This window comes from Methylococcus capsulatus (genome assembly GCF_036864975.1).
Lineage (GTDB): Bacteria > Pseudomonadota > Gammaproteobacteria > Methylococcales > Methylococcaceae > Methylococcus.
In genome coordinates, this window is the sequence record NZ_CP104311.1 from 1,419,731 (window position 1) to 1,445,817 (window position 26,087).

Annotated in this window: 19 protein-coding genes and 1 pseudogene; 13 read left to right on the plus strand and 7 right to left on the minus strand. The window is 63.1% G+C overall.

Going from position 1 to position 26,087, the window contains the following annotated elements:
* Positions 1-74 precede the first annotated feature (74 nt).
* The gene (locus N4J17_RS07000) at positions 75-887 is read left to right on the plus strand and encodes an inositol monophosphatase family protein (protein ID WP_198323478.1); all 813 of its coding nucleotides are present in this window, start codon (positions 75-77) and stop codon (positions 885-887) included.
* On the opposite strand, the gene N4J17_RS07005 is transcribed toward N4J17_RS07000, so the two are convergent.
* Both N4J17_RS07005 and N4J17_RS07010 read right to left on the minus strand, forming a co-directional pair.
* Positions 844-3,354, minus strand: coding sequence for a DUF3772 domain-containing protein (locus N4J17_RS07005; protein ID WP_277458158.1), 2,511 nt, complete (start codon positions 3,352-3,354; stop codon positions 844-846). The genes N4J17_RS07000 and N4J17_RS07005 overlap by 44 nt on opposite strands.
* A 137-nt stretch (positions 3,355-3,491) precedes the next feature.
* On the minus strand, positions 3,492-5,567 hold the full coding sequence (locus N4J17_RS07010; RefSeq protein ID WP_198323477.1) for a carbon starvation CstA family protein: 2,076 nt from the start codon (positions 5,565-5,567) through the stop codon (positions 3,492-3,494).
* 275 nt (positions 5,568-5,842) lie between these two features.
* On the opposite strand from N4J17_RS07010, the gene glgA reads away from it, so the two are divergent.
* Together glgA and N4J17_RS07020 are read left to right on the plus strand one after the other, a co-directional pair.
* Positions 5,843-7,807 carry a glycogen synthase GlgA gene (glgA, locus tag N4J17_RS07015; RefSeq protein WP_232470573.1) on the plus strand — a complete coding sequence of 655 codons (1,965 nt, stop codon included), beginning with the start codon at positions 5,843-5,845 and terminating at the stop codon, positions 7,805-7,807.
* A 6-nt stretch (positions 7,808-7,813) separates the two neighbouring features.
* A complete protein-coding gene (locus tag N4J17_RS07020; RefSeq protein ID WP_198323476.1) occupies positions 7,814-9,076 on the plus strand; it encodes an alpha-amylase family glycosyl hydrolase in 1,263 nt (420 codons plus the stop codon).
* Positions 9,077-9,214: 138 nt separating this feature from the next.
* Here N4J17_RS07020 and yihA read toward each other — a convergent pair whose 3' ends face one another.
* Positions 9,215-9,847 (minus strand): ribosome biogenesis GTP-binding protein YihA/YsxC, encoded by a 633-nt coding sequence (gene yihA / locus N4J17_RS07025; RefSeq protein WP_198323475.1) that lies wholly within the window; start codon positions 9,845-9,847, stop codon positions 9,215-9,217.
* A gap of 156 nt (positions 9,848-10,003) precedes the next feature.
* Between yihA and N4J17_RS07030 the strand changes: the two genes are divergently transcribed.
* The 3 genes from N4J17_RS07030 to N4J17_RS07040 all read left to right on the plus strand — a co-directional run bounded on the left by N4J17_RS07030 (position 10,004) and on the right by N4J17_RS07040 (position 12,237).
* On the plus strand, positions 10,004-10,621 hold the full coding sequence (locus N4J17_RS07030; RefSeq protein WP_232470572.1) for a c-type cytochrome: 618 nt from the start codon (positions 10,004-10,006) through the stop codon (positions 10,619-10,621).
* Positions 10,622-10,710: 89 nt separating this feature from the next.
* On the plus strand, positions 10,711-11,373 hold the full coding sequence (locus N4J17_RS07035) for a thiol:disulfide interchange protein DsbA/DsbL (protein ID WP_338457674.1): 663 nt from the start codon (positions 10,711-10,713) through the stop codon (positions 11,371-11,373).
* Between the two features lie 15 nt (positions 11,374-11,388).
* A complete protein-coding gene (locus tag N4J17_RS07040) occupies positions 11,389-12,237 on the plus strand; it encodes an endonuclease/exonuclease/phosphatase family protein (protein ID WP_232470571.1) in 849 nt (282 codons plus the stop codon).
* A 7-nt stretch (positions 12,238-12,244) separates the two neighbouring features.
* Here the strand turns inward: N4J17_RS07040 and N4J17_RS07045 are convergent, their stop codons facing one another.
* Complete coding sequence (locus N4J17_RS07045) at positions 12,245-14,599, minus strand: Lon protease family protein (protein ID WP_198323473.1); 2,355 nt, start codon at positions 14,597-14,599, stop codon at positions 12,245-12,247.
* Between the two features lie 31 nt (positions 14,600-14,630).
* Complete coding sequence (locus tag N4J17_RS07050) at positions 14,631-15,038, minus strand: hypothetical protein (RefSeq protein ID WP_198323472.1); 408 nt, start codon at positions 15,036-15,038, stop codon at positions 14,631-14,633.
* Positions 15,039-15,321: 283 nt separating this feature from the next.
* On the opposite strand from N4J17_RS07050, the gene gap reads away from it, so the two are divergent.
* The gene (gene gap, locus N4J17_RS07055; RefSeq protein WP_198323471.1) at positions 15,322-16,332 is read left to right on the plus strand and encodes a type I glyceraldehyde-3-phosphate dehydrogenase; all 1,011 of its coding nucleotides are present in this window, start codon (positions 15,322-15,324) and stop codon (positions 16,330-16,332) included.
* On the plus strand, positions 16,329-17,795 hold the full coding sequence (gene pyk, locus N4J17_RS07060; RefSeq protein ID WP_198323470.1) for a pyruvate kinase: 1,467 nt from the start codon (positions 16,329-16,331) through the stop codon (positions 17,793-17,795). The genes gap and pyk overlap by 4 nt, the downstream gene beginning before the upstream one ends.
* A 13-nt stretch (positions 17,796-17,808) precedes the next feature.
* On the opposite strand, the gene N4J17_RS07065 is transcribed toward pyk, so the two are convergent.
* A complete protein-coding gene (locus N4J17_RS07065; protein WP_010961810.1) occupies positions 17,809-18,399 on the minus strand; it encodes an HNH endonuclease in 591 nt (196 codons plus the stop codon).
* A gap of 367 nt (positions 18,400-18,766) precedes the next feature.
* Here N4J17_RS07065 and N4J17_RS07070 point away from each other — a divergent pair, with 367 nt between their 5' ends.
* Positions 18,767-20,968: a primosomal protein N' gene (locus N4J17_RS07070; protein WP_198323469.1), complete on the plus strand. Its 2,202-nt coding sequence runs from the start codon at positions 18,767-18,769 to the stop codon at positions 20,966-20,968.
* Here the strand turns inward: N4J17_RS07070 and N4J17_RS07075 are convergent.
* Positions 20,962-22,110: a carboxynorspermidine decarboxylase gene (locus N4J17_RS07075; RefSeq protein ID WP_198323468.1), complete on the minus strand. Its 1,149-nt coding sequence runs from the start codon at positions 22,108-22,110 to the stop codon at positions 20,962-20,964. The two genes, N4J17_RS07070 and N4J17_RS07075, sit on opposite strands and share 7 nt — an antisense overlap.
* A gap of 68 nt (positions 22,111-22,178) precedes the next feature.
* On the opposite strand from N4J17_RS07075, the gene N4J17_RS07080 reads away from it, so the two are divergent.
* From N4J17_RS07080 to N4J17_RS07090, 4 genes and pseudogenes are all read left to right on the plus strand, one after another.
* The gene (locus N4J17_RS07080) at positions 22,179-22,841 is read left to right on the plus strand and encodes a class I SAM-dependent methyltransferase (protein ID WP_198323467.1); all 663 of its coding nucleotides are present in this window, start codon (positions 22,179-22,181) and stop codon (positions 22,839-22,841) included.
* 102 nt (positions 22,842-22,943) lie between these two features.
* Positions 22,944-23,048, plus strand: a pseudogene (locus tag N4J17_RS16590) (hypothetical protein); the annotation flags it as partial.
* Between the two features lie 178 nt (positions 23,049-23,226).
* The gene (locus N4J17_RS07085; protein ID WP_198323466.1) at positions 23,227-23,547 is read left to right on the plus strand and encodes an aquaporin; all 321 of its coding nucleotides are present in this window, start codon (positions 23,227-23,229) and stop codon (positions 23,545-23,547) included.
* 202 nt (positions 23,548-23,749) lie between these two features.
* Positions 23,750-26,071, plus strand: coding sequence for a cytochrome-c peroxidase (locus tag N4J17_RS07090; RefSeq protein WP_198323465.1), 2,322 nt, complete (start codon positions 23,750-23,752; stop codon positions 26,069-26,071).
* The last annotated feature ends 16 nt before the right edge of the window (positions 26,072-26,087 follow it).

The following is a 26,087-nucleotide window of genomic DNA, read 5'->3' on the forward strand; positions in this document are numbered from 1 at the left end:
CTTTGGAGAACGGAAAATACTATCAGAATTTTGGTAGGCTATCGGGCTTTTCGACAGAACTAGGGCAGGTCGCTATGGATCCCATGCTGAACATCGCCATTCGTGCGGCACGCGCCGCCGGCGATTTGATCGTCCGCTATGTCGACAGGGTCGACACGCTGAAGATCGCGCCCAAGAGCCGGAACGATTTCGTCAGCGAGGTGGACCGTCAGGCCGAGCAGGAAATCATACAGATTCTGCGCAAGGCCTATCCCGGCCACGTCTTTCTGGGCGAGGAAAGCGGTTGGCAGGGCGGCACCGGCAACGAATACGTCTGGGTCATCGATCCGCTCGATGGCACCACCAACTTCCTGCACGGATTTCCGCAGTTCGCCGTTTCCATCGCCTTGCTGCACCGAGGCGTTCCGGAGGCCGGGGTGATTTATGACCCCATGCGGCAGGATCTCTTCACCGCCAAACGGGGCAGTGGGGCGAGCCTGAACAACCGGCGCATCCGGGTGACCAAGGTGAACGGCCTGACCGGCGCCTTGCTTGGCACGGGCATTCCTTTCAAGGACCAGACCCATCTCGACGCCTATCTGGGCATGCTGAAGGCGCTGATCCGCGACACCGCCGGCATCCGCCGGGCCGGTTCGGCGGCGCTGGATCTCGCCTACGTGGCAGCCGGCCGTCTCGACGGGTTCTGGGAGCTGGGACTGCAGAAATGGGATATCGCGGCCGGTGTCCTGCTGATCAAGGAAGCCGGCGGGATCGTCACTGATCTCGCCGGTGGCGACGGCTACATGGACAGTGGCAATGTGCTGACTGCCAGCCCACGTCTGCATCAGTGCATGCTGGAAGCCATCAGGCCCCATTTGACCGAGGGACTCCGGGGGCGGCAGGGCTGAGCGGCGATTCACCCAGCTTTGCCAGCAGCCAGGACAATTGCTCCGGGTCGAAGTCCAGGTGCACGTCGCGCTGCGGGTAGGGCATGGACAGGCCCTCGCGGCGGCAGGCCGCGTCGATCTCAATGCAGAGTTCACTGGTCACCGACTTCATGGTATCGACGTCGGCGACAAAGGCGATGACTTCGAAGTTGATCGAACTCGACCCGAATTCCTTGAAGAACACGAAGGGACCGGGCTGGCGCAGGACTTTGGGATGGGCCGTGGCAACCCGCATCAAGGTTTCGCAGACCTTCCGCGCATCGGTGCCGTAGGTGAAGCTCACCGGGATCACGATTCGCCCCACCTTGTCGGCGTAGGTCCGGTTCGTCACCGGGTGGGCGATGAGTTCGGAATTGGGGATGAACACCGAGGCGCTGTCGAAGGTGAGCACTTCGGTGGCGCGCACGCTGATCTTCCTCACATAGCCCTGAATCTCCCCCACCACGATCCAGTCCCCCACCTTGATCGGCCGCTCGGCCAGCAGGATCAATCCGGAAACGAAGTTGTTGACTATGTTCTGGAGTCCGAGGCCGATGCCGACTGAAAGCGCGCCGGCGATGATGGCAAGCTGCGACAGATCGAAGCCGGCTGCCGAGACCAGAGTGATCAGGGCCAGGGTGAATCCCAGGTAGCCGACGGCGGTGCGGATGCTGTGCTGCAGCCCCGGATCGATGCGGGTGCGTGGCAGGATGCGGTGTTCGAGAGTCCGCTGGACGAAGCGGGTAAGAACCAGCGTTCCCCCGAACAGGATCAGGCCGAACGCCAGGTCGGCCAGGGACACGGTGATGTTCCCAACCTTGAAGCCGAACACCGCCTCGTACAACCAGGCGCTGAGGTCGCTGCCGCCCGCGCCCCACAAGACCAGCAGCGCCAGGATGCCGGCCAGGCCGATGCTCAGGCGGACCAGCCCGGTGATCCAGAAATTCAGGGCATCGATGCCCTCAGGGGAGACTTCGAGATTGCGGCGCAGATGCCTGCCGACGATGGCGTGTTCGCTCAGCGTATGGTTGACGAACTCATCGCCGATCTTGGCCAGCACGGTGATCAGCACGTAGAGTCCGATCGAAAGCACGAGCTGGATGGCGAGCAGCCGCGACAATACCACGTAGCCCGGCAATGCGGCGATGGGAATGGCATAGACGAGCAAGGTCAGCGCATAACGCAGCCCACGCCACCGTGCGGTGCCGAGCTCGGATTCCCAAATCCGCCGCCGCAGGAGCACCAGCAGCAGCAGCGCGATCGACAGGCCGGTCACGAAGTTGTGCAAGGCCATGAGTTCCACGGACCACTCGAACCGTTTGCCCCAGGTATTGACGACCGCGTCGATGGCGAACACCGCCGTCATGGCGGTAACGATGCGGGCGATAACCCTGGCGCTGGGGTCACCGAGCGCGACCAGCCGCCACAGAGGTTCCCCCGGCGCCAGCGCCGCGCGGCAGAACGCCACGACGAAGAAAAATGTCACCAGCATGGCCGCCAACGGTTCCACGATGTTCTGAACGCGTTCCGACATCAAATCGCCGGCGGTGAATCCCAGATAGATCGCCATAACCGCCACCGAGGGAATCAGAGTGCGGATGACGCCCGTGACCACCGCGGTCCATAGCCGCTGACCATAGCTTGGCTCGGCGGTAAGCTCAACGTAACCGAAGCGCCGGACGAACCAGAGCCGCAGTGGCCAGGCAATGAGCACCGCCATCAGCACAGCCAGAGGCAATTGCCAGCGCATCTGGCCGAGTTGGGCGGCGGCGACGTCGCTGGCCAGCCAGGCCGCGAAGTCCCGGCGCAGGGTTGCGGCGCCTTCGGCGATTTCCTGAAATCCTTTGCGCCATACCGAGGGGGATAGTGGCGAGGGGCCGCGGCTCAGCACCCGCTCGGTAAAACGCGAGCGCCGCATGGACTGGAGTCGCTGGCTCATGCCTTCGGCACGGGTGATGATCAGATCGGCTTCTTTCAGGCTGCCTTCCATGTTCGCCAAGCGTTCGCCGATGGCCTTGCGTTTGGCGGCAAGTCCCGCCGCTTCCGGTGGCTCCCCTTCGGCGGGGGGGGGGCCGAGTGCCGCCAGTTCGTCCCTGGCAGACTGCACCAGCGGCCGAGCCAGATCGGCGGCCGAACGCGCTTCCAGACGCAGAGCGGCCAGTTCGGCGCGAATCTCGACCAGTCGGTCGTCGTCCGCATCGCCTTTGGCAAGGATTTTCTCGTAGCGATCGAGCAGCGCCTGCCACTCCTTGACCTGGGCGGCGAGCGGTTTCCCCCCGCCCGATTCCTGGGCGTGGATGCAAACGGGCGCGAAAAGCGCAGCCATTGCCACAAACACAGAGAGCAGGAGGCGGAACTTGTTCAAGCCTGTATGGATCATCGTCACCGTGAACTCGATTTGATTGTCCCGATAAAGTTGCTGCGCATAGGGAAAGCAACGTCCCTGCATTTCGTTCCGGCCGGGACCGGAGTCTTGTATCCGGGGATGGCGGGGCTTTCACGTCCTTGTAACTGGATGCCGCAGGAGCCTACGGCACGACGGTCTGACATTCTTTGTCGTTACACTCGAGCAATTAGTGCGCCCGATCAGTCTCTGACCCAGTTTTCGGCCAGCCGGCTCGGAATGTGGGGCGCCTCACTGCTGGGCGGATGCGGGCGCCCCGTGAACACGCAATAGCAGACCCTCGCGGTATCGGCCACCAGAATCCAGCTCAGCCCCAGAAAAGCCGCGGTCAGGGCAGCATCGAGATAATCGTTGAAGATCAACTGGGGTGCTTTGGCCGCCTGGTCCGCCGAAAGCAGGCCAGCTGCCAGCTTGTCGGTCAGGTCGCGGGCGTGAGCCAGAAAGCCCACGCGCAGTTCGGGGCTGAATAGCTTCTCCCAGGCGGCGCTGCTGGTGACCACGATCAGCCAAGACAGCGGCAGAGCGGTGATCCATGCGTGGGTAGCCTTGCCGGTCTTGACCAGTCTGGTGGTGGCGACGCACAGGGCGATGGCGGCCAGCATCTGGTTGGCGATGCCGAACAGCGGCCACAGGCTGTTGATGCCACCCAGCGGGTCGATGGTGCCCATGTACAGGAAATAACCCCACCCGGCGACGACCAGCGCCGAGGTGAGCAGTACACCGGGGTACCAGCCGGTCCGTCCCAAGGACGGCAGCCAGTTGCCCAGCAGATCCTGCAGCATGAAGCGGGCGACGCGGGTGCCGGCGTCCAGCGTGGTCAGGATGAACAAAGCCTCGAACATGATGGCGAAGTGGTACCACAGCGACAGCAGGCCGTCGCCGAAAGCGCTGGCAAACAGGCTGGCCATACCCACCGCCAGGGAGGGCGCGCCGCCGGTGCGGGCGAATAGACTCGCCTCCCCCATTTCCCGTGCCAATGTCGCCATTTGCTCTACATCGACCGGGAAGCCCCAGGAAGAGATCGTCGCCACCGCGTCGGCGGCTTCTTTTCCGGCCACGCCGGCTGGGCTGTTGATGGCGAAATAGACGCCGGGATCGAGCACGGTCGCCGCGATCATCGCCATGATGGCTACGAAAGATTCCATTATCATGGCGCCGTAGCCGATGAAGCGCGCATCGGCCTCGTTGGCCAGCAGCTTAGGAGTGGTGCCGGAGGAAATCAGGGCGTGGAAACCGGACACCGCGCCGCAGGCGATGGTGATGAACACGAACGGGAACAGCTTGCCCCCGAAGATCGGGCCGGTACCGTCGATGAAGGCCGTGAGCGCCGGCATCTTGATGTCAGGATGGAGGATCAGGATGGCGATGGCGAGGGCGGCGATGGTGCCCAGCTTCATGAAGGTGGAAAGGTAGTCGCGCGGGGCCAGCAGCAGCCATACCGGCAGCACCGCAGCGGCGAAGCCGTAGGCGATGATCATCAGCGCCAGGGTGGGTGCGTCGTGGTCGAACCCGGTCCGGATTATCGGATGGTGGTCGATCCAGCCGCCGCCGGCGACTGACAGGATCAACAGGCCGACCCCGAGCAGTGTGGCCTCGATCACCCGGCCGGGGCGGATCTCGCGCATGTACAGACCAATCAGCACTGCGATGGGAATCGTCGCCGCCACCGTCGAAGTCGCCCACGGGCTGTGCTTCATGGCATTGACCACGACCAGGCCGAGCACCGCGATCAGGATGATCATGATCGTCATGACGCCGACCAGTGCCGCCGAGCCGCCGATGGGGCCCAGCTCGTCGCGGGCCATCTGGCCCAGCGAGCGGCCGTCGCGGCGGATCGAGCATACCAATACCACGAAATCCTGCACGCAGCCGCCGAACACCGCGCCGATCAATATCCACAGGGTGCCGGGCAAATAGCCGAACTGGGCGGCCAGGGTTGGGCCGATCAGCGGTCCGGGGCCGGCGATGGCGGCGAAATGGTGGCCGAACACGACCCAGCGATGGGTGGGCACAAAATCACGGCCATCGTTGAAGCGTTCCGCGGGCGTGGCACGGCTGGCATCCAGCATCAGCACGCGGCTTGCAACAAAGGCGCTGTAGAATCTATAACCGAGGGCGTAGACGCATACCGCCGCGGTCACGAACCAAAGGCTGTTGACCGATTCGCCGCGGTTGATCGCGATTCCTCCCAGCGCGGAGGCGCCGAGCAGCGCGATAGCGGACCAGAGCAGGATGGCTGTGAACTTGCTAGGGGGCATGGTGGGTTTCCTTGTTACTGTCGATTCGCCTGGATTCTCCAGGAATCCGGTGAAGGTTCGGCGGCGAAGCAGCGTATTATGCACAGTCAACCAGCGGTCAAGGTAGGCGCCAGCGGCATTGGAACGCACGCCTTGCCCGAATGAATTCGATAAAGGCCATCCGGAGGACATACATGGCTCGCAAACCCAAAGCGCCAAAAGCCCCAGAGTCCGGGTCGACGAAAGCATCCGCCCAAGGAGGCAAGCCGGTCCAGGCGGCGCCGTCGGTACCGGAGATGCCAGCCAAGCCGAAGCCGCAGGCTGCCGGCACCACGAACATCACGGCGCCCGGCAAAGCTGATCCCGCCAGCGGCAGCGCTTCGCCCGAACGCGGCGGGACGGAAAATCCTGCCATCACGGCCGCCATACCCTCACCGCCACCGGCAGCAGCCCGGACTGCGGCATCCGAGGCTGCCGGGGATCCGATCCACCCGATAGCCGAGGCGCCGGCGGCTCCGGTCGAGCCCGTGGAGGAAACGGTTCCTGAACCGGTGGATTTGCCGGAAGCGGCCGGCACGACCGCGGACAGCCGGGTCGAATCCGGCACCGCTGCGGTGGAAGCGGAAATGCCGCCGCCCCCGAGTCAGGCGGAGGTGCCCGGAGAGAATCTACCCGAATCCCCCCATGCCCCCGAATGGTCGCCGCCGGTTGCCGCCGAGATGCCGGAAAGCCGGCCCGAGGTTGGGCCGCAGCCGGCGCAGCAGCCTCACATCCAGCACCGGCCCGCGCTGTTCGTGGTCCACATTACGCCCGAACTGGCGCCGGTGGCGAAGGTCGGCGGGCTGGCGGACGTGGTGTTCGGGCTGGGGCGGGAGCTGGAGATTCGCGGCAACCACGTCGAGATCATCCTGCCCAAGTACGACTGCATGCGCTACGACCAAATCTGGGGTCTGCAGCGCACCTTCGACGACCTCTGGGTGCCGTGGTACGGCGGGGCTATCCATTGCTCCGTTTACTTCGGCTTCGTGCACGGGCGCAAATGCTTTTTCATCGAACCTCACTCCCAGGACAACTTCTTCAACCGCGGCGCGGTGTACGGCTTCCACGACGACATTCTCCGTTTCGCCTTTTTTTCGCGGGCGGCGATGGAGTTTCTGTGGAAGTCCGGCAAGCATCCCGACGTCATCCACTGTCATGACTGGCAGACGGCACTGGTGCCGGTCTATCTGTACGAAATCTATCAGCCGATGGGGATGCGCCACCCGCGGGTCTGCTTCACCATCCACAACTTCAAGCACCAGGGCGTCACCGGCGCACAGGTGCTGCACGCCTCCGGACTCAACCGCCCGGAATACTATTTCCATTACGACCGCCTCCGCGACAACCATAATCCCCATGCCATCAATCTGATGAAGGGCGGCATTGTCTATGCCAATTTCGTGACCACGGTGTCGCCGCGCTATGCGATGGAAGCCAAGGACCAGGGTCAGGCGTTCGGACTCGAGCCGACCCTGCACATCCACCACATGAAGTACGGCGGGGTGGTGAACGGGATCGACTATGATGTCTGGAATCCGGAGACAGACCCCCATATCCCCGTGCATTTCAACGTGGATACGATCGAAGGCAAATATGCCGACAAGAAGGCGCTGCGCGACCGGCTGCTGCTCGCCGACAATGAGAAGCCCATCGTGTCCTTCGTCGGCCGCCTCGATCCGCAGAAGGGCATCGAGCTGATCCGCCACGCCTTGTTCTATACGCTGGGGCAGAGTGGCCAGTTTGTCCTGCTCGGCTCCAGTCCCGACGGGGCGATCAACGGCTATTTCTGGGGCCTGAAGCGGCAGTTCAACGACAATCCGGACTGTCATTTGGAAATCGGCTACAACGAAGAGCTGGCGCATCTGGTCTATGCCGGTTCGGACATGATCGTGGTGCCCAGCCGCTTCGAACCCTGCGGCCTGACCCAACTCATCGCCATGCGCTACGGTACCATTCCGGTGGTACGCGAAATCGGCGGGCTGGCGGATACTGTGATCGACAAGGACTTCTCGCACCGCCCGTTGCACGAGCGCAACGGCTATGTATTCCGCGATTACGATGAGCGCGGACTGGAGTCGGCGCTGGGGCGGGCGATCGCCTGCTACTACCAGTACCCGGATCACTTCCGCGAGCTGATGAAAAATGCCATGCGCTACGACTATTCCTGGAACCATCCGGGTCAGGACTATCTCAACATTTACGACTATATCCGGGAAAAATAGCTGGCCATGAGGATCTACAATCTGTTTCCCAGGCTGGCGGGTCGTTTCCGGCAATGGACGCCTCATCTCGAACGGGCCGCGGCCATGGGCTTCGACTGGATATTCGTCAATCCGATCCAGCAGACCGGCCGTTCCGGCAGCCTGTATTCGATCAAGGATTATTTCGGCATCCATCCGGTTTTTCTCGATGCCCGGCCTTCCGCGGAGGAGCAGGTGAGGGCGATGATCCGCGCCGCGAACCGGCTGGGCATGAGGGTGATGGTGGACCTGGTCATCAATCACTGCGCCTACGACTCGCCTTTACCCGGTGCCCACCCGGAGTGGTTTGTCAGGGAGAACGGACAAATCGCCCATCCCTCCTGTGATCAGGATGGCCAGCGGGTGGTGTGGGAGGATCTGGCACAGTTTGATTTTCATCAGAGGGCGGAGCGTGAGTCACTCGTGCGCTATTGCCTCGAAATCGTGCGCTTCCTGTGCCGGCTGGGCTTCAGCGGGTTCCGCTGCGATGCGGCTTATCAGTTGCCGCCGGAAGTCTGGGAGCGGCTGATTCGGGAGATCAAGCGGGAATGGCCGGAAACCGTGTTCGTTGCCGAGACCCTGGGGTGTTCCCCGGCCCAGACGCGGCGGACCGCCCTGGCCGGTTTCGATGCCATCTTCAACAGTTCCAAGTGGTGGGATTTTTCCAGCCCCTGGCTGCTGGAGCAGTACCAACTCACCCGTGAGGTCGCGCCTTCGATCGGTTTCCCCGAGAGCCACGATACCCCCAGGCTCATGGAGGAGGCGCACGGCAACGTGGACGCTTTGAAGCAACGTTACCTGTTCGCCGCGCTGTTCTCCGGCGGAGTGATGATGCCGGTCGGCTACGAGTTCGGATTCCGGCGACCGCTGCACGTGGTCGAAACCCGGCCCGAAGACTGGGAGCCGCCGGCCTGCGATCTCACCGGGTTCATCCGGACGGTCAACGAGGTCAAGGCTCGCTGTCCGGTGTTCCAGGAAGACAGCATCACCCAGCTTCTGCCGCACCCGAATCCGGCAATCCTGATGATGTGGAAAGCGGGGCGGAAACCGGGGGAGGAGGCGCTGCTGGTGTTCAACAAGGATCCATGGAACCGTCAGTATTTCCGGGTCGATGACATCTACCAATACGTTCAGGGCAGGGCGCCGCTGCGGGACCTCTCGCCGGAATGGCGGCTCGATTACATTCCGGCGCCGTTCGAATTCGAACTCGCAGCCGGTATGGGTCGAATCATGGTGACCGAAACGGAGTGAACTTTTTCGCTCCGCCGTGATCAATAGGAATAAGTCGTCTGGATTCGACGCGCATTCTACTCATCGTCTCCCTTGTGAGTAGCCTATGCAACCCCGGCCCCCTCTAGCCGGGCCATCACGCCCTCCGGAGTGTCCCCCTTAAACTCCGGAGGTTTTTTCTTGGTCCTGCCGCGGCAGGTCGAGCCAGCGGCCCAGCACTTCCCAGGCCTCCTCGGTGCCGGTCTTCTTGAGAGAAGAAAAAAGTTGGACGCTGAAGTCTGGCGAACCGTAGCCCCCCAGACGGGTTTTCGCCATGAGCCGGGTATTCAGCGCCGCGCCACGGCTCAGCTTGTCACTCTTGGTCAGTGCCACATGCAGGGCGATGCCCCGGTGGGCGCACCATTCGATCATGACTTCGTCCATCTCGGTGAACGGGTGGCGGATGTCCATCAGCAGGAACACGCCGCGCAGCGACTGCCGGTAGCGCAGATACCACTCCAACGCGGCCTCCCAACGCCTATGAATTTCACCGGGTACCTTGGCATAGCCGTAACCCGGCAGATCGACCAGCCGCCGCCCATCGTCGATGGTGAAGAAGTTGATCATCTGGGTCCTTCCGGGCGTCTTGCTGACCCGGGCCAGCCGGCCGATGTTGGCCAGGGTGTTGATCGCACTGGACTTGCCGGCGTTGGAACGGCCTGCGAAAGCGACTTCGCAGCCCAGATCCGGGGGGGCGTCCTTCAATTCGAGGACGCTGCGCAGGTAACGTATCGATACGGGGGGGATTTTCACGAGGACAAACGCGGTGTTGATCGAACCATTCTACACTGCAGTACCCCGGATGGGTGCGTGGTGTTGACTTTTCTGGACGATCCCTATTTGATTCGCGTGTTTTTTCTGAGTGCGGCCGGATGACCATGGCCTGCTATTTTTTGAGATAATCCGCTGATGAAAACAATGATGATCAAGGCGCTGGCGCTGGGTTTCGGTCTGGTGACGCTGGCGGCGGGGCCCGGGGCGCACGCGGAGGGAAATCCCGCGGCGGGCAGAAAGAAGGCCGAGACCTGCTCAGGCTGCCACGGTGAGGACGGCAACAGCAACGCACCGATCTTTCCTAAGCTTGCCGGCCAGCATGCCGCCTATCTGACCAAGCAGCTGCGGGAGTTCAGGTCCCAGAACCGGGGCGAATCCACCATGGCGGCCATTGCCGAGCCGCTGAGCGACGAGGACATCGCCGACCTCAGCGCCTGGTTCGCCCAGGGTACCGTGCACATCGAAGAGGAAGAAGGCGATTATTCCGCCGGGGAACGCCTTTACCGCAGCGGAGATTTGGCGAAGGGTATTCCCGCCTGTTCGGCTTGCCATGGTCCGCATGGCGAGGGCAATGGGGAAGCCGGTTTCCCAGCCTTGCGCGGTCAGTATTCGGCCTATGTTGCCAAGGCCTTGCGCGAGTTCAAGGCCGATGAGCGGCGCAACGACCGGAACCAGATGATGCGCGACATCGCGGGGAAACTGAGCGATGAGGACCTCGGCGCGGTTTCGGATTTCGTTTCGGTTTTGAAATGATCGCAAAGGCCGGCATCGCCGGGCCTTTTCAAGCTTAATCGATCGCATGAGCTTCGGGCCGCGGGGCGGCCTGATTCGGAGGAGAATTCGTGAATACAGGCATCCACATGTGGCGCACCGGTCTGGGAGTGGCGTTTCTGGCGCTGTTTTCCTCGTTGCTGTCTGCGGCTCCCGCGGAAACCCGAGAGTACACCGCGGGCAAGGACTACGAGGTGATCAATCCGCCCCAGCCGACCTCGGATCCGTCCAAGGTCGAAGTCCTCGAATTCTTCTGGTACGGCTGTCCGCATTGTTATCACTTCGAGCCGGACTTGAACGCTTGGCTGAAGACCAAGCCGGACAACGTGGTTTTCATCCGCCAGCCCGCGGTTTTCAACGACCGTTGGGCGGCACACGCCAAGATGTTCTACACGGCTGAAGCTCTGGGCGTCCTGGATAAGCTGCATCCATTGTTCTATGAGGCCATCCAGGTCAAGAAACTAGCGCTGGCCAGTGAAGACGAGCAGGCCAAATTTTTTACCGAACACGGCGTCACCAAGGATGCCTTCCAGAAGGCCTACAAGTCATTCGCAGTGGATGCCAAGATGCGCCAGGCCGAGGGCATGGGAGCCCGTTACGGCATCAGCGGTACACCGACGCTGGTGGTGAACGGCAAGTACCGCGTGTCCGGTTCGCTCGCCAAGTCCTATTCCAACATGATCGCCATCACCAACTACTTGATCGCCAAAGAAAGCGGCAAGCCGGCAAAATAAAATAAGGGGATGTCCATGGGGGGAGCTCTGGCAGTCCGGGAACGTGTCGGGGATGTGCTCCCCGCGCCGGCGAATGCGGATGCGGCAACCGTCGTGCTCCGTCTGGCCAGCTTCAATATCCAGACCGGAATTTCCACTTCCAGCTACCGCGATTACATCACCGGGGGCTGGCGGCATGTGTGGCCTTCGACCAAACGCCTGCCGAATTTGAACCGCATCGCCCAGCTTCTCAAGCCGTTCGACATCGCCGGTCTGCAGGAAGTGGACGGGGGTGGAATGCGCAGTCACAACATCGTCCAGACCCAGTATCTGGCCGAGCACGCGGGCTTTGCTTATTGGCACAATCAGGTCAACCGCCGGATCGGCAGGCTGGCATTGCACAGCAACGGCCTACTCAGCCGGTTCCGCCCCGACTTCGTCCACGACTACCCGCTGCCGGGCATGCCGGGACGCGGCGCCCTGCTGGCCCGTTTCGGCCATGATCCCCGCAATGCACTCTTTGTCTGCGTAGCGCATCTGGCCTTGAGCCGCCGCGCGCGCATCAAACAGTTACGCTTCATCAGCGATCTCATCGGCCATTTGCCCTATGTGGTGCTAATGGGGGATCTCAATTGCGAGCCGAATACGCCGGAACTCGATCTGCTGCTGGAAGCGACCCATCTGAGCGACCCGGTCTGCCGCTTGAAGACCTTCCCGAGCTGGCGGCCGCACAAGATGCTTGACCACATCCTGGTGACGCCCTCGCTGCAGGTCAACCGGCTGGAAGTGATCGACTTCGCCTGTTCCGACCATCTGCCGGTGTCGATGGAGGTGGTTCTTCCGGATGCGTTGGCGCATATCCGCGAGGCGAGGCAGGCGGCCTGAGGCGCTTTCAGTCCTTCTTTTCGGCATAGTCGGCAAATGCCTTGAGGCGGGAAACGGCCAGTCGGTTCACGGTGCGCGCCGCTTTCCCGGTCATCAGTTCGAGGGCTTCGTCCACGGTGTGAACCGCATACACCGTGAACCTTTCCTCACTTACGGCATCGCTCACCTCGGCCTTGAGCATCAGATTGCGGACGTTGGCGGCCGGGATGATGACGCCCTGGTCACCGGTGAAGCCACGCGCCCGGCAGAGACGGAAAAAGCCTTCGATCTTCTCGTTGACGCCGCCCACGGCTTGCACTTCGCCGTGCTGGTTCATCGAGCCGGTGACCGCCAGAGTCTGCCGGATCGGGATGCCGGTGAGAGCCGACACCAGAGCACAGAACTCCCCGAGCGATGCGCTGTCGCCGTCAATGTAACCGTAGGACTGTTCGATGGCGAGATGGGCCGAGACCGCAAGCGGAAAGTCATGGGCATAGCGAAAAGCCAGACAGCCGGAAAGGATCAGCACGCCCTTGGAATGGATGGCTTGGCCCAACTCGGCTTCGCGTTCGATGTCCACCACGCCGCGTTCACCTGGGGAGACGGTCGCCGTAATGCGGGCCGGCGTGGCGAAGCAGGTTTCACCCGCCTCCAGTACGGTCAGCCCGTTGACGCAGCCGACCTTCTCCCCCTCCGTCGCGATGAGCAGGACGCCTTCCATCACGTCATCCAACAGTTCCTGGTTCAGCCGGTCCAGACGCCGTTCGCGCGCCGCCAGGGCGCGGCGGACATGCTCGGCCCGCACGGTGGTGGCGGCATCCCTGCGTCGTTCCAGGTCGGCTTCGGCCAGGACTTCGCAGATGTCGCCCACCCGCGCCGACAGCCGGCTCTGGTGTTCGGCCAGACGGGCGCCGTATTCCAGCAGCGCCGCGATGCCGCAGGCAGAAACGTCGGCGTGCCCACCTTGTGCCGCTTGACTCTTGATCAGACGTGCGAAGTCCAGCATCGACTCCGGGGTGAGGGGGAAGTGATCGTCGAAGTCCACGGGAAGCCGGAACAGCTCCTTGAAATCGGGGTCGGCCGCTTCCAACAGGTAATACAGATCCCGCGTACCCACCAGGGCCACTTTGACTTCAAGCGGAAGCGGCGCTGGCAGCAGGGTCTGCACTCTGGCCCCGGCGGTGGCATCGGCCGGGAACGGCTCGATGCGGAGCTGACCGGTCTTGAGTGCCCGTTTGAGCGCCGGCCAGGCTTCCGCATCCCTCACCAGCTGCTCGGCTTCCACGATCAGGCAACCGCCGTTGGCCTGGTGCAGGAGGCCGGGAAAGATCAGCCGCGCATGGGCATGTGAGGCATCCTGTTCTCCGGGCGGTTCGATCCGGCCAAACAGGTTGGGATAGCTCGGATTGGGTGCGAACAGCACCGGCGATCCGCCCTCCGGATCGTGGCTGACGAGGACGCAAGGGGCATAGCGGTCCAGCAGGCGATTGCGGCGGTTCGCTTCCTCACGCGGATCCTGGCCGCGATCGTCAAGCAAGTATTCCGCCACGGTCCTGTCCAGATGTTTGCCCAGGACGTTGATATGGGCGATGAGTGCCGCGCAGCCGGCGTAGGGCGCGCTCAGGCGCGCCAGCAAGGGCGCCGCCGCCTGCTCGATGGTTTCCCGGTTCAGCGCCCGCAGCGATTCGGTGGCCTCCCGCTTCCACTGGGGGAGTTCCAGCAGCGCTTCGTGCAGGTCGTCCTCGAGTTCTCGTACCTGAGCGTGGAATTCCGCCTTCTTCGCCTCCGGCAGCGCCGCGAAAGCCGCTTCATCGAGTGGTGCGCCATCCCCCCGCGGTGCGAAGGAAATGTCGTCGCCGTCACGGAATAGCAGGATGCCTCGTTGCTCGGCCTTCCTGCCCACCGCTTCCACGGCTTCGTCGAAGCGCCGGGAAAACTCCCGGTCGATCGCTGTGCGGCGGCGCTGGTAGGCCGGGTTGTCGAATGCCGCCGGAAAGGTGGCCAGCAGACTGTCGACAAAGGTCTCGACGTCGGCAGCGAAGCGGCGGCCCATGCCGGCGGGGAGGGATACGGCGACCGGCTCGCGCGGATTGTCCAAACGGTTGAGGTACAGCCAGTCGCAGGGGGTGGGCTCTCTGGTGGCGCGGCGTTCGAGCAGCCGTTTCACCAGCGATAGGCGGCCGGTGCCCGGATCGCCCATGACATAGAGGTTGTAGCCGGGGCGGCGCATGGCCAGGCCGACGTCGATAGCTTCCTGCGCCCGTTGCTGACCCAGGATATGGTCGAGCGGCTCCAGTTCGGCGGTAGAAACGAAGGGGAGGTCGTCCGACGAAATGATGGTATTCAGGGCAGCGGCAGGCAACGCGGTCGGTGGTCGGGACATGGAAGTCGACAAAAGAATCAGGCTGGAGGATTCAGCGGCGCTTGGCCAAGGGGACGATGTCCGCGCTTTCCCGTCCCCGGTCGTCCCGGTTTTTCAGTTGCGCCAGCGCGCGCAGGAACTCACTCTGGATGCGGGGGAGGAGCAGGAGCGATTCGGTCGTGTAATACACCACTTCGAAAGGGACCGGGGCATCCAGGCTGCTCCGCCGGCCGGGGCGGAACATTTGCCAGGCCATTTGAATGTGGCGGGGGCCGGCGCCGTCCACGAACACGATCTCGAGGTCATCCACCACGGCCAGATAAAGCATGCTGCGAATGGGGACGAACAGAGGATCGGGCCTGCGGCGGCCGAGCAGCACCCGGCTGAGGTTGTAGGTCGCCCCGCCGAGCAGGCGTGTCTCGCGTCTGAGTTCGCGCGAACGATAAAAGGTTTCCTGCATCTGGATCGGCGCCGCTTACTGGTTTTTTGATTTAAGCTATCAGCCCTGGCGCGCGGAGGGCAAGAACTGGACGCTCGCCCCGGCGCTTTGCTATATTGGCGATGCTTTGTTTTGGCAGATTCCCCGGAGAATGCTCGATTCTCCCTCGCCGAAGGCCCGCCGGCGTCAGGCCGGGAAGGCCTCGAACGCTCTCGCCCATCTCACTCCGCCGGTCGTCAAGGGTTCGAGGGCTCTCGCGCGTTAAATCATTCCTCACTTTTTCAGTAACTTCTGGAGCAGGGCAATGACGATTAAGATTGCAATCAATGGATACGGGCGCATCGGCCGCAACATCCTGCGGGCGATTTACGAAACCGGGCGCAAGGATGTGGAGATCGTCGCCATCAACGACCTGGGCGATGCTCAGATCAACGCCCACCTCACCCGCCATGACACCGTGCACGGGCCGTTCCGGGGAGCCGTGGAGGTCGGCGAGGGCGAAATCATCGTCAACGGCGACCACATCAAGGTTTTTTCCGAGAAGGACCCTTCCAGGCTGCCGTGGGCGGCCTTGGGCGTGGACGTCGTGCATGAATGCACCGGAGCGTTCCGCACCAAGGCCAAATGCCTGGTGCACCTCGAAGCCGGCGCCAAGAAGGTGATCATTTCCGCGCCGGCCGACAAGAACGAGTGCGACGCGACCATCGTCTACGGGGTCAATGACCATACCCTGAAAGCCGCCCATACCGTCATTTCGAATGCCTCCTGCACCACCAACTGCCTGGCGCCGCTGGTCAAGCCGCTGCTGGAAAAGATCGGAATCGTGTCCGGACTGATGACCACCGTGCATTCCTACACCAACGACCAGGTACTCACCGACGTTTATCACAAGGATCTGTACCGGGCACGGGCGGCAGCGCTGAATATGATCCCGACCAAGACCGGCGCGGCGCAGGCCGTAGGGCTGGTGCTGCCGGAGCTGGATGGCAAGCTCTCCGGTTTTGCCATCCGGGTGCCGACTGCCAACGTATCGGTCGTGGACCTGACCTTCATCGCCGCCCGGGAAACCGACAAGGACGAGATCAACGCCGTCCTCAAGGCCGCTTCCGAGAACGAGCTGAAGGGTATCCTCGGCTACAACGACCAGCCGCTGGTCTCCAGCGATTTCAACCATACGACGACCTCCTCCAATTTCGACTCGACCCAGACCAAGGTGGTCGGCAATCTGGTGAAAGTGCTGAGCTGGTACGACAACGAGTGGGGTTTCAGCAACCGCATGCTGGACACCACGGTCGCTCTGATGAATGCCAGATGACAACGGGTATTCGCCGTACCAAGATCATCGTCACGCTGGGGCCGGCTTCCGAGTCTCCGGAGATGCTCGAGAGAATCCTGAATGCCGGTGCCGACGTGGTCCGGCTGAATTTCTCCCATGGCACGGCGGACGAACACCGCGCCCGCGCCGAGCGGGTGCGGGAAATCAGCCGGCGTATGGATCGCTATGTCGCCATCCTGGCCGATTTGCAGGGGCCCAAGATCCGCATCGCCCGCTTCAAGGGCGACCGCAAGGTCGTGCTGCAGGAAGGCCAGTCTTTCGACCTGGACACCGCCTTTCCGCCGGACCAGGGCGATGAAACCCAGGTCGGCTGCGCTTACGAGGCGCTACCGACGGACGTCGAAGCAGGCGATACCCTACTGCTCAACGACGGCCTGATCGAGCTCAAGGTCAAATCGGTCGAAGGAACCCGTGTCAAATGCGTCGTCACTGTGGGCGGCGTACTGTCCAACCACAAAGGCATCAATAAGCTCGGCGGCGGTCTTTCGGCGCCGGCCCTGACCGAAAAAGACAAGGCGGATCTGAAGACTGCCGTGGAGATCGGGGCCGACTATCTGGCGATTTCCTTTCCGCGCTCGAAGGAAGACATACTGGAAGCCCGCGAACTGTTGAGTCGGGCCGGCGGTAACATGGGACTGGTGGCCAAGATCGAACGTGCGGAGGCCATCAAGGACGGCGTGATCGAGGGGATCATCGACGCTTCCGACGCCATCATGGTGGCGCGCGGTGACCTGGGCGTGGAGATCGGCGACGCCCGTCTGCCGCATGAGCAGAAGAGGCTGATCAACTTGGCACGCAGCCGGAACAAGGTCGTCATCACCGCCACCCAGATGATGGAGTCGATGATCGAGAATCCTTTGCCGACGCGGGCCGAGGTCTCGGATGTAGCCAACGCGGTGATCGACGGCACCGATGCTGTGATGCTATCCGCCGAAACGGCCACGGGCAAGTTTCCGGACCGTACCGTGGCGGCGATGGTGCGGGTTTGCAAGGAAGCGGAAAAATATCCACGGACGCGCCAATCGAGCCACCGCATGGACCAGAAATTCCACCGCATCGACGAGGCCATTGCCATGTCGGCGATGTATATCGCCAACCACCTGCCGGTTCGGGCCATCGGCGCCCTGACGGAATCGGGGTCGACGCCCCTGTGGATGTCGCGCATCAGTTCCGGCATCCCGATCTTCGCCCTCACGCCACACGAGGCCGTGTGCCGGCGGGTGACGCTGTTCCGGGGGGTTTATCCGATCTTTTTCAATGAGCGGGACATCTCGGATCACCACGTGCTGAACCGGGCAATCGCCGAAGAATTCCTCAAACGCAATCTGGTGACGATGGACGATCTGGTCATCATGACCAAAGGTGATCTGACCGGCCGCACCGGTGGCACCAACGCCTTGAAGATCTCACGAATCAGCGATGTGATCGCCGCCGCGCCTTGAGGCGTGGGCGGTCTCAGCTCAGCCGTTGGTGCAGCGGGCTCTTGCGGGGAAAATGCGCCTTGAGGAACTCCATCTGGTCGGCGAGTACCCGGCGGCCCTGCAGGTAGATGTATTCGGCATGAGTGGGCGTGAAGGGGATGGCGAGCAGCTGCATCTTCGCCTCCTCCGGTGTTCTGCCCGCCTTGTGGTTGTTGCAGCGCTTGCAGGCGGTCACCACATTGTTCCAGGTGTCCGAACCGCCCCGGCTGGTGGGCTGGATGTGGTCGCGGGACAGCTCGCTGTGGCGGAACAGATTGCCGCAATAGAGGCAGATGTGGCCGTCACGCCGGAACAGGGCGGCGTTGTTGAGCGGCGGCACGTAGCCCATGTCGACCTTGTAGCCGCTGTTGGCATGGCCGAAGGTCGCCACGATCGAATTCACCTCGATCCGGCTGCGTTGCCCCGTCTTGGCGTTGATGCCGCCGCGCAGCCGGAACAGGATGCTGCCGCAGCCGTAGGCGACCTGTTCCAGATAGTAGAGCTTGGCGGCTTCCTGGTAGCCTATCCATTCGAGCGGCATTCCCGAGGCATCCGTGCGCAGTACCTGAAGGTGGCGGTGGTGCATGGCTTCTCCTGCAGCGGCTCAAGTGCTTTCAAAAATTGTTCATGAATCTTGACAGATCAGGCCCCAATCAACGTGTTTCTGCAACGACTTATGCACAGTGTACAGAAATGCCAGGCTAAGTTGAAATTGCTTTGCCGATCGTGCCGGCAAGTTCGCTCAGGATTTATCTAACCCTTTGTTTTTGTGATGCCTATGCCCGTCTGGTCAAGACCTCGACAGTTTGACCTCACCCCAGAAAAATTGCGGGCTCGCGGGCTTATCCCGGTTCCCTTGCACAGACTTATCCACAGGATTTGTGGATAAGTCTGTGTCGGCCGCGAAGCATAGCCGGTTGCAAGCCTAACGGCGGATTATGACGAATGGCCGTATGGAAACAGTCGTCAGAGTCGCCGTTCCCATCCCGGCCTACCGCTGTTTCGACTACCTCGCGCCGGCGGGCGTCCCCCTCGAAAATTTGCTCCCCGGCATCCGGTTGAGCGTCCCTTTTGGCAGCCGGATCCGCGTGGGTTATCTCATTGCGGTTGCGGAAACGCCTGGTTGCGATGTCGAGCGGTTGCGCCAGGCCGGGGCGGTGCTGGACGAAGAGCCGCTGCTGTCCGCGACTGATCTGAAGCTGCTGCGATGGGCCGCGCACTACTACCATCATCCGCTGGGGGAGGTCATCCAGTCGGCCTTTCCGGTGCATCTACGGAAAGGAGGGGCGGCTGAGCTCGCCCGCCCTAATGGGCTGGTCCTCACGCCGGCCGGTGCTGCCCTCGATCCGGCGATGCTCAGTCGCGCTCCGGTTCAGCGCAGGCTGTTCGAAGCCTTGCGTGGTCGGGGGCAGCCGCTGCCGGCATCGCGTCTGGCGGAACTGGCGGGTTCGGCCCGGACGGTGCGCGACGCCGCCCGGCGTTTGGTCGAGCGCGGCTGGGCGGAATGGGCGGATTTGCCGGAATGCGGGATTCCCTGCGCTGCCTGCCCACCCCTGCAGCTCAACCCCGCTCAGCTGGCCGCGGTCGAAGCGATATCGGCGAACCTCGGCCGATACGGCGCCTTCCTGCTCGAAGGAGTGACCGGGAGCGGCAAGACCGAAGTCTATATCGAGGTGATCCGGCGGGTCATCGCCCGCGGCAGGCAGGCGCTGGTCCTGGTACCCGAGATCAGCCTCACACCGCAGTTGGAGCGGCGGCTGCGCGAGCGCATCGAAGCGCCGCTGGCCGTGTTCCATTCCGGTTTGAACGAAACCGAGCGCGCCGCCGCCTGGCTGGGTTTTCAGCGAGGGGCGGTCGGAGTGTTGCTCGGGACACGGTCTGCGGTGTTCGCTCCGATGCGGCGGCCGGGAATCATCATTCTGGACGAGGAACACGATCGCTCGTTCAAGCAGCAGGAGGGGTTCCGTTTTTCGGCGCGGGACGTGGCCGTGATGCGCGCCCGCATGGCGGACATTCCATGGGTCGCCGGATCCGCTACACCTTCGTTGGAGTCGATCCGCAATGTTCAGCGAGGGCGCTATGCCCGGCTGGTTTTGCCGGGCCGGGTCGGCGCCGCGGTCGCTCCGCGCTACCGCGTGCTCGACATCCGCTCGCGCCGTTTGCAGGACGGGCTATCGGAAGGGTTGATCGCGGCGATGCACGATACTCTGGCCGCGGGTGATCAGGTACTACTGTTCCTCAACCGCCGCGGTTTTGCACCGGCATTGGTCTGTCACGGCTGCGGCTGGGTCGCGCAATGCAGGCGCTGCGATGCCAACCTGGTGCTGCACGCCAGGGAAAGCCGGCTGCGCTGTCATCACTGCGCCGCCGAGCACGCTCTGCCGGGGCGTTGTCCGGCCTGCGGCCAGGAGGACCTGCGACCCTTGGGGGTCGGTACCGAAAGGGTCGACCAAGCTTTGCAGCGGCTGTTTCCGGACGTCGGCGTGGTGCGGATCGACCGGGACAGCACCCGCGGTCGCCGCAGCCTGGAGCGGATGCTGGAGCGGGTGCAGCAGGGCGAAGTGCGGATACTGCTGGGCACCCAGATGCTGGCCAAGGGGCATCATTTCCCCGGCGTGACTCTGGTCGGAATCCTCGATGTGGACGCGGGTTTTTACAGCACCGATTTCCGGGCGGCCGAGCATACCGCCCAGCTGATTGTGCAGGTGGCCGGCCGCGCCGGGCGGGGCGAAAAGCCTGGCACGGTGTTGCTTCAGACCCGCCATCCGGATCATCCGTTGCTCCAGCGGCTGCTACGCGAAGGTTACCCCGGTTTCGCCGCCGCGGAGCTCGCCGAGCGCGAGGCGGCCGGCCTGCCGCCCTTCGGCCATCAGGCTTTGTGGCGCGCGGAGTCGAAGGAACTCGCGCTGTCGATGGATTTCCTCGCGCGCCTTAGGGAGGAGGCCGGTGGCAAGAGCAGCGCGGTGCATTGGCTGGGGCCGGCGCCCGCGCTGATGCCGAAGCAGGCCGGGCGCTACCGGGCCCAGCTCTGGCTCAAGAGCGACCGGCGGGAGGCATTGCACACCGTTTTGACGGACGCCCTGGCCCGGCTGCAGGAGGCACCGGAGCGACGCGTGCGGTGGTCGCTGGACGTCGATCCCGTGGACTTTCACTGACGGCCGGGCTCGCCGGCCCACTGTTGCCGGTAGTCCTGGTAGCCATAGCTCTGTTCGAGGTAAAGCACCTTTCCGTCCCAGCGGTAGATCGAGGGGAGGTTGTGGCCGTTGAAGCGGTTGGCCTTGACCAGGGTGTAGGCTCCGACATCCTTGAAGACCAGGCGGTCCCCGATGCGGGGGGGCACCGGGAGGGTATACTCGCCGAACAGGTCCCCGGCCAGGCAGGTGGCGCCGGCCAGGATCGCCCTTTCTTCCCCTTCCCCGCAGGACTCGGCCAGGCGGGGGCTGCGCTGGTATTCGAATACTTCCGGATGATGGTTGATGCTGCTGTCGAGGATGGCGACCGTCTTTCCTCCGCTGCCGAAAACGTCGATGACGCTGGCGACCAGATAGCCGGCTGGGCCGGTCACCGCTTTGCCCGGCTCGAAATAGACATCCAAGCCATAATCGTGCTGCAGCCGGGTGGAAAGGCCGGCCATGTGTTCCAGCTCCCGGTCCAGACGGTAACCGCCGCCCAGGTTGATCCACCGCAACCGTTTCAGATCTTCTCCCAGCTTGTTCTCCAGCTCGGCCAGTGTTTCCACGAGGGGACCGAAACCCGCGCAGTCGAAGACGGTATGAAAATGGAGTCCTTGCAGCCGTTCCATACGCCCGGCGCCGGCCAGGTGGTCGAGCGGAACTCCGAGTTTCGAATAGGGGCGGCAGGGGTCGTAACGGGGGTCGGGCAGGAAGGACCGCTGCGGATTCACTCGCAGTCCCACGCTGGCCGTGCCTTCCACCCGTTCCGCCCAGCGGTCGAACTGTCCCAGTGAATTGAAGCTGATGAAATCGCAGAGCCTGCCGATTTCTTCGATCTCGCCGGGCCGAAATCCCGGCGTAGTGATGTGCAGGCTGCCCCGTCCTGCCAGCGCCTCGGCGCAGAGCTTCGCCTCGAATAGCGAACTGGCCGAGAAGCCATCGACGTAAGGCGCGATTCGCCGCAACAGCGGCAGGAACGGAAACGACTTGACCGAATACAGCAGCTTCGGGCCGGACTCTCCGGTCGCCTCTTTGAAACGTAACAGGATCTGGTCGATGGCGGTCTGGTCGTAGACGAAGGCCGGGGTTTCCGGCAACAGGCGCTTGAAGGTTTCGGTCAACATGGCAAATCTTCCCGGGGCGCGCAAGAATAAGGCATCCTCCAAGCCGCGGCCAGACGAGCCGCCTCTTAATGGAACGAAAACCAGAACCCGAACTGATGGAGGACGAAGCGCAGGCATTGGCCTATGCGCAAGCGGATTTTTCCGAGGCGCACGACCGTTTCGTCGCCCTGTTCACCGAATGCTTTCCCGGTGAGCCGGGTTTCGGCATCTGCCTCGATCTCGGCTGCGGGCCGGCCGACGTGCTGGTGCGGTTCGCCAGGGCCCATCCCGCCTGCCGGCTCGACGGCATAGATGGAGCCGCGGCGATGCTGGCGTTGGCGCAGCGGGCCGTGGATGCGGCGCGCCTGCGAGATCGTGTCCGGCTGATTCGGGGGTACCTCCCCGGCGCCGAGCTGCCTGGCCGGGATTACGACGCCGTCATCTCCAATTCGCTGCTGCACCATCTGGCGGCCCCTTCGGTATTGTGGGAGACCGCAAAACGCCATGCGAGACCGGGCGCGGCCTTGTTCGTGATGGACCTGCTGCGGCCCGACACGCTGGCACGCCTCGACGAACTGGTCGAACGCCATGCGGCCGATGCCCCGCCCCTCCTGCGGCGGGATTTCCGCAACTCCCTGCACGCCGCCTATCGCCCGGATGAAGTGCGGCTGCAACTGGATGCCGCGGGGCTTGGCTCCTGCCGGGTTGCTGTGGTGAGCGACCACCACTGGATCGCATTTGGACGGCTCTAACGTTTCCGTTGCTATAGTCCGGTTCAGACATCCGGAGCTGGTTCCGGATGTCTTGATGATTCCAAGATCACTAGGCGGGCAACGAACAAATACATCGTCGAATTGATTGGCACATTTTTCCTGGTACTTACCGGCGGGTGCACCGTGATCGCCAGCGCGGGTGGCGTCATTCCGCCCCTTGCGATCGGTTCCGCGCTGATGGTCATGATTTTCGCCGGGGGTCACATCTCAGGCGGCCATTACAATCCGGCCGTCACGCTGAGGGTAGGATCAGCGGGCGCTGCCGCGGTAAGGACGTCACCCCTTACTGGGTCAGCCAGATCATCGGCGCGGCCTCGCGGCCGCCGTCGTCAAATTCCTCAAGGCAGGGGCGGAGGTGACCGCCATGGCGCCGGCCGTGGGGCCTGCTTTGGTAGCCGAGTTCCTGTTCACCTTTGCACTGGTCTACGTCGTACTGAATGCCGCCACGGCAAAGGGTACGGCGGGCAATTCGTTTTATGGGTTGGCGATAGGCATGACGGTAATGACCGGGGCATTTGCCGTCGGCAACATTTCCGGCGGAGCCTTTAATCCAGCAGTCGCCGTAGGGATTTCTACCATGGGGCTGTCGGCTTGGTCCAACCTCTGGATCTACTTGTTGTCCGACCTGGCGGGGAGCGGCGCGACTGCTCTGGTGTTCAGGCTGGTGAACCCGGACGACAGATAGTCACTCGCTCTTTGAGAGGGGAAATCATGCGCTGTTCCCGGTCCGCCTTGCGGACCGGGAGGTGCGGTGTCTGCTGAGCGAGATGACGCGGTGATTGCGGGAAATTACGCAATCGATGGCCCGGATTTCTCGCCAGCGTTGGGTAGCACGCTGTTTATTAGTCTTTTTTGATGATGGTATCGAATTTGCCTTAGATTGAGGCATGTTCAAACATGTCCGCCATGATTCCATGCGCCCCGGCTCTTCGAGCCTGCTGGCGATCGGCTCGGCAACTCTACTCACCCTGCTGATGGCAGCAGCCAGCTATCCCCCGGCCGCATCCGCGCACGGGGCGCTGGTTTTTCCTTTTTCGTTGAAGGACGTCCGGCCGCCGCCCATTCCGGGTCTGGGCAAGGTCGTGAAGAACGAAAAGGCGCTGCTGGTGCTCGGCAAGGCGCTGTTCTGGGACATGAACGTCGGCAGCGATGGCATGGCCTGTGCGAGCTGCCATTTCCACGCCGGCGCGGACGTGCGGACGAAAAACGCGCTGAATCCGGGTGGCAAGCGGCATTTGACCGATGCCGCCGGCAATCTTCTGTATCCCCAACTGTCCGCGGGTTTCAAACCCATGGCTTCCGGTGGGGCGGGCGGGCCGAACTACCAGCTCACCGCCGACGACTTTCCCTTCGTCCGCTTCGCCGATCCCAGCGACAGCGATTCCGGCATGACGGCCGAAACCGACAATGTCATGTCGTCTTCCGGCACCTATGCGGGCGAGTTCAGGGGGGTAAGCAAGACGGGCGAGACACTGGACGACTGCGTTCGCGCTGGCCATGACGGCGTCTACCACGTTGGCGGCATCCGCACTCGCCAGGTCGAGCCCCGCAATACTCCGACCGTCGTCAACGCGGCGTTGTTTCACCGCCAGTTCTGGGACGGCCGGGCCAACAGCGTGTTCAATGGTGTCAACGGCGACGGGCTGCGCGATACCGGGGCCGGCGTCTGGGTGGTGGTGAACGGTAAGCCGAAGAAAAAGCCCCTCCGGCTGGAGAACTCTTCGCTCGCCTCCCAGGCCGTGGGTCCTCCGATCAACAACCAGGAAATGTCCTGCAACGGCCGCACCTTCCCGGACGTCGGCCGCAAACTGCTGCAGCGCCGCGCACTGGAACGGCAAGAAGTCCATGCCGAAGACAGCGTACTCGCCGGGTACCGCTCGGCGCAAGGCCGGGGGCTGACCCAGACCTACGCGGCTCTGATCAAGAAGGCTTTCCGCAGCCCGTACTGGTCGGGCAAGGCGCCCCGCAATAACCAGGAGATCTTCGGCATGCCGGCCGGGGCCTCCGAGCCGTATACCCAGATGGAGGCCAATTTCGCCCTCTATTTCGGTGTGGCGGTGCAGGCCTACCTGCGCACGCTGATTTCCGACCAGGCACCCGTGGATTCCGCCAAGGTTCAGATCTGCTTCGACGGGCAGGAGCTGCATCCGGCGGCGGGCTGTCCCAATCCCGACTATCTGATCGAGGCTCCTGAGGCCATGACCGCCGCGCAGCTCCGGGGGCTGCAGCATTTCATCAATGCCCACTGCATTCTCTGCCATACCGGACCGCTGGCATCGACGGCTGCCAGCCCGGAGATCGTGAGGCTGGTGAAGGGTAAGGCTGTCAAGCTCGCTCCGAACAGCTACACCCTGGTGGACCGCACCAACGATCCTTTGGGCAATACGCGGCTGATGGACGTGGGTTTCGTCAACACCGGCGTCACCCATCATTCGTTCGATCCCGGGCTTGGGAACGACAGCGCGAGCAATCCCTCACAGCCGCTGTCATTTGCCAAGCAGTATCTGGCTGAGCTGGTGGGGAACGGCGACGGCGTCTTCGACGAACTGAAAGTCCGGCCCTGTCTGTTCACCGCGCCGTTCGTGAAGAGCTCCAGGTCCGATCCTTACGGCTTCCCGGACGACCAGTTGCAGCCCGATCCGCGGGGCAGCGCAGGCTGTGTTCTTCCCAAACTGGCCATGATCCCGACCCAGGCGGTGGCAGCCGCGGAAGCCGCCAAGGCCGAAGCCGGGCGCAGCAGTCTGTTGCGGGCCGGCGTGCAGGGCACCTTCAAGATACCTACGCTGCGCAACGTGGAGCTGACGGCGCCGTATTTCCACAACGGTTCCGCTCTCACCCTGAATCAGGTCATCGACTTCTACATCAGGGTCGGTAACTACGCCAGCCGCGACAAGGTGGTCGAGATGCCCACCTTGAGCGACATCATCGGTAACGAGCAAGGCCCGAAGGACGACCTCGTCGCCTTCCTCAAGTCGCTCACCGACGAGCGGGTGCGGGACGAAGCGGCGCCTTTCGATCACCCGGCGCTCAGCGTGCCGAACGGCCATGTCGGCGATCATCAGTCCGTCAGCGATGCCGACGGGGACGGCCTGGCCGACGACGAATTTCTGGAAATACCGGCGGTGGGCAGGAAAGGCCGTACCGCTCAGGGACTGGCGCCGATCCAGGCCCTGCAGGGAAGCATCGAGGGATCCGAGGGTACGCCTTGATACCTGGAGGGTCGTT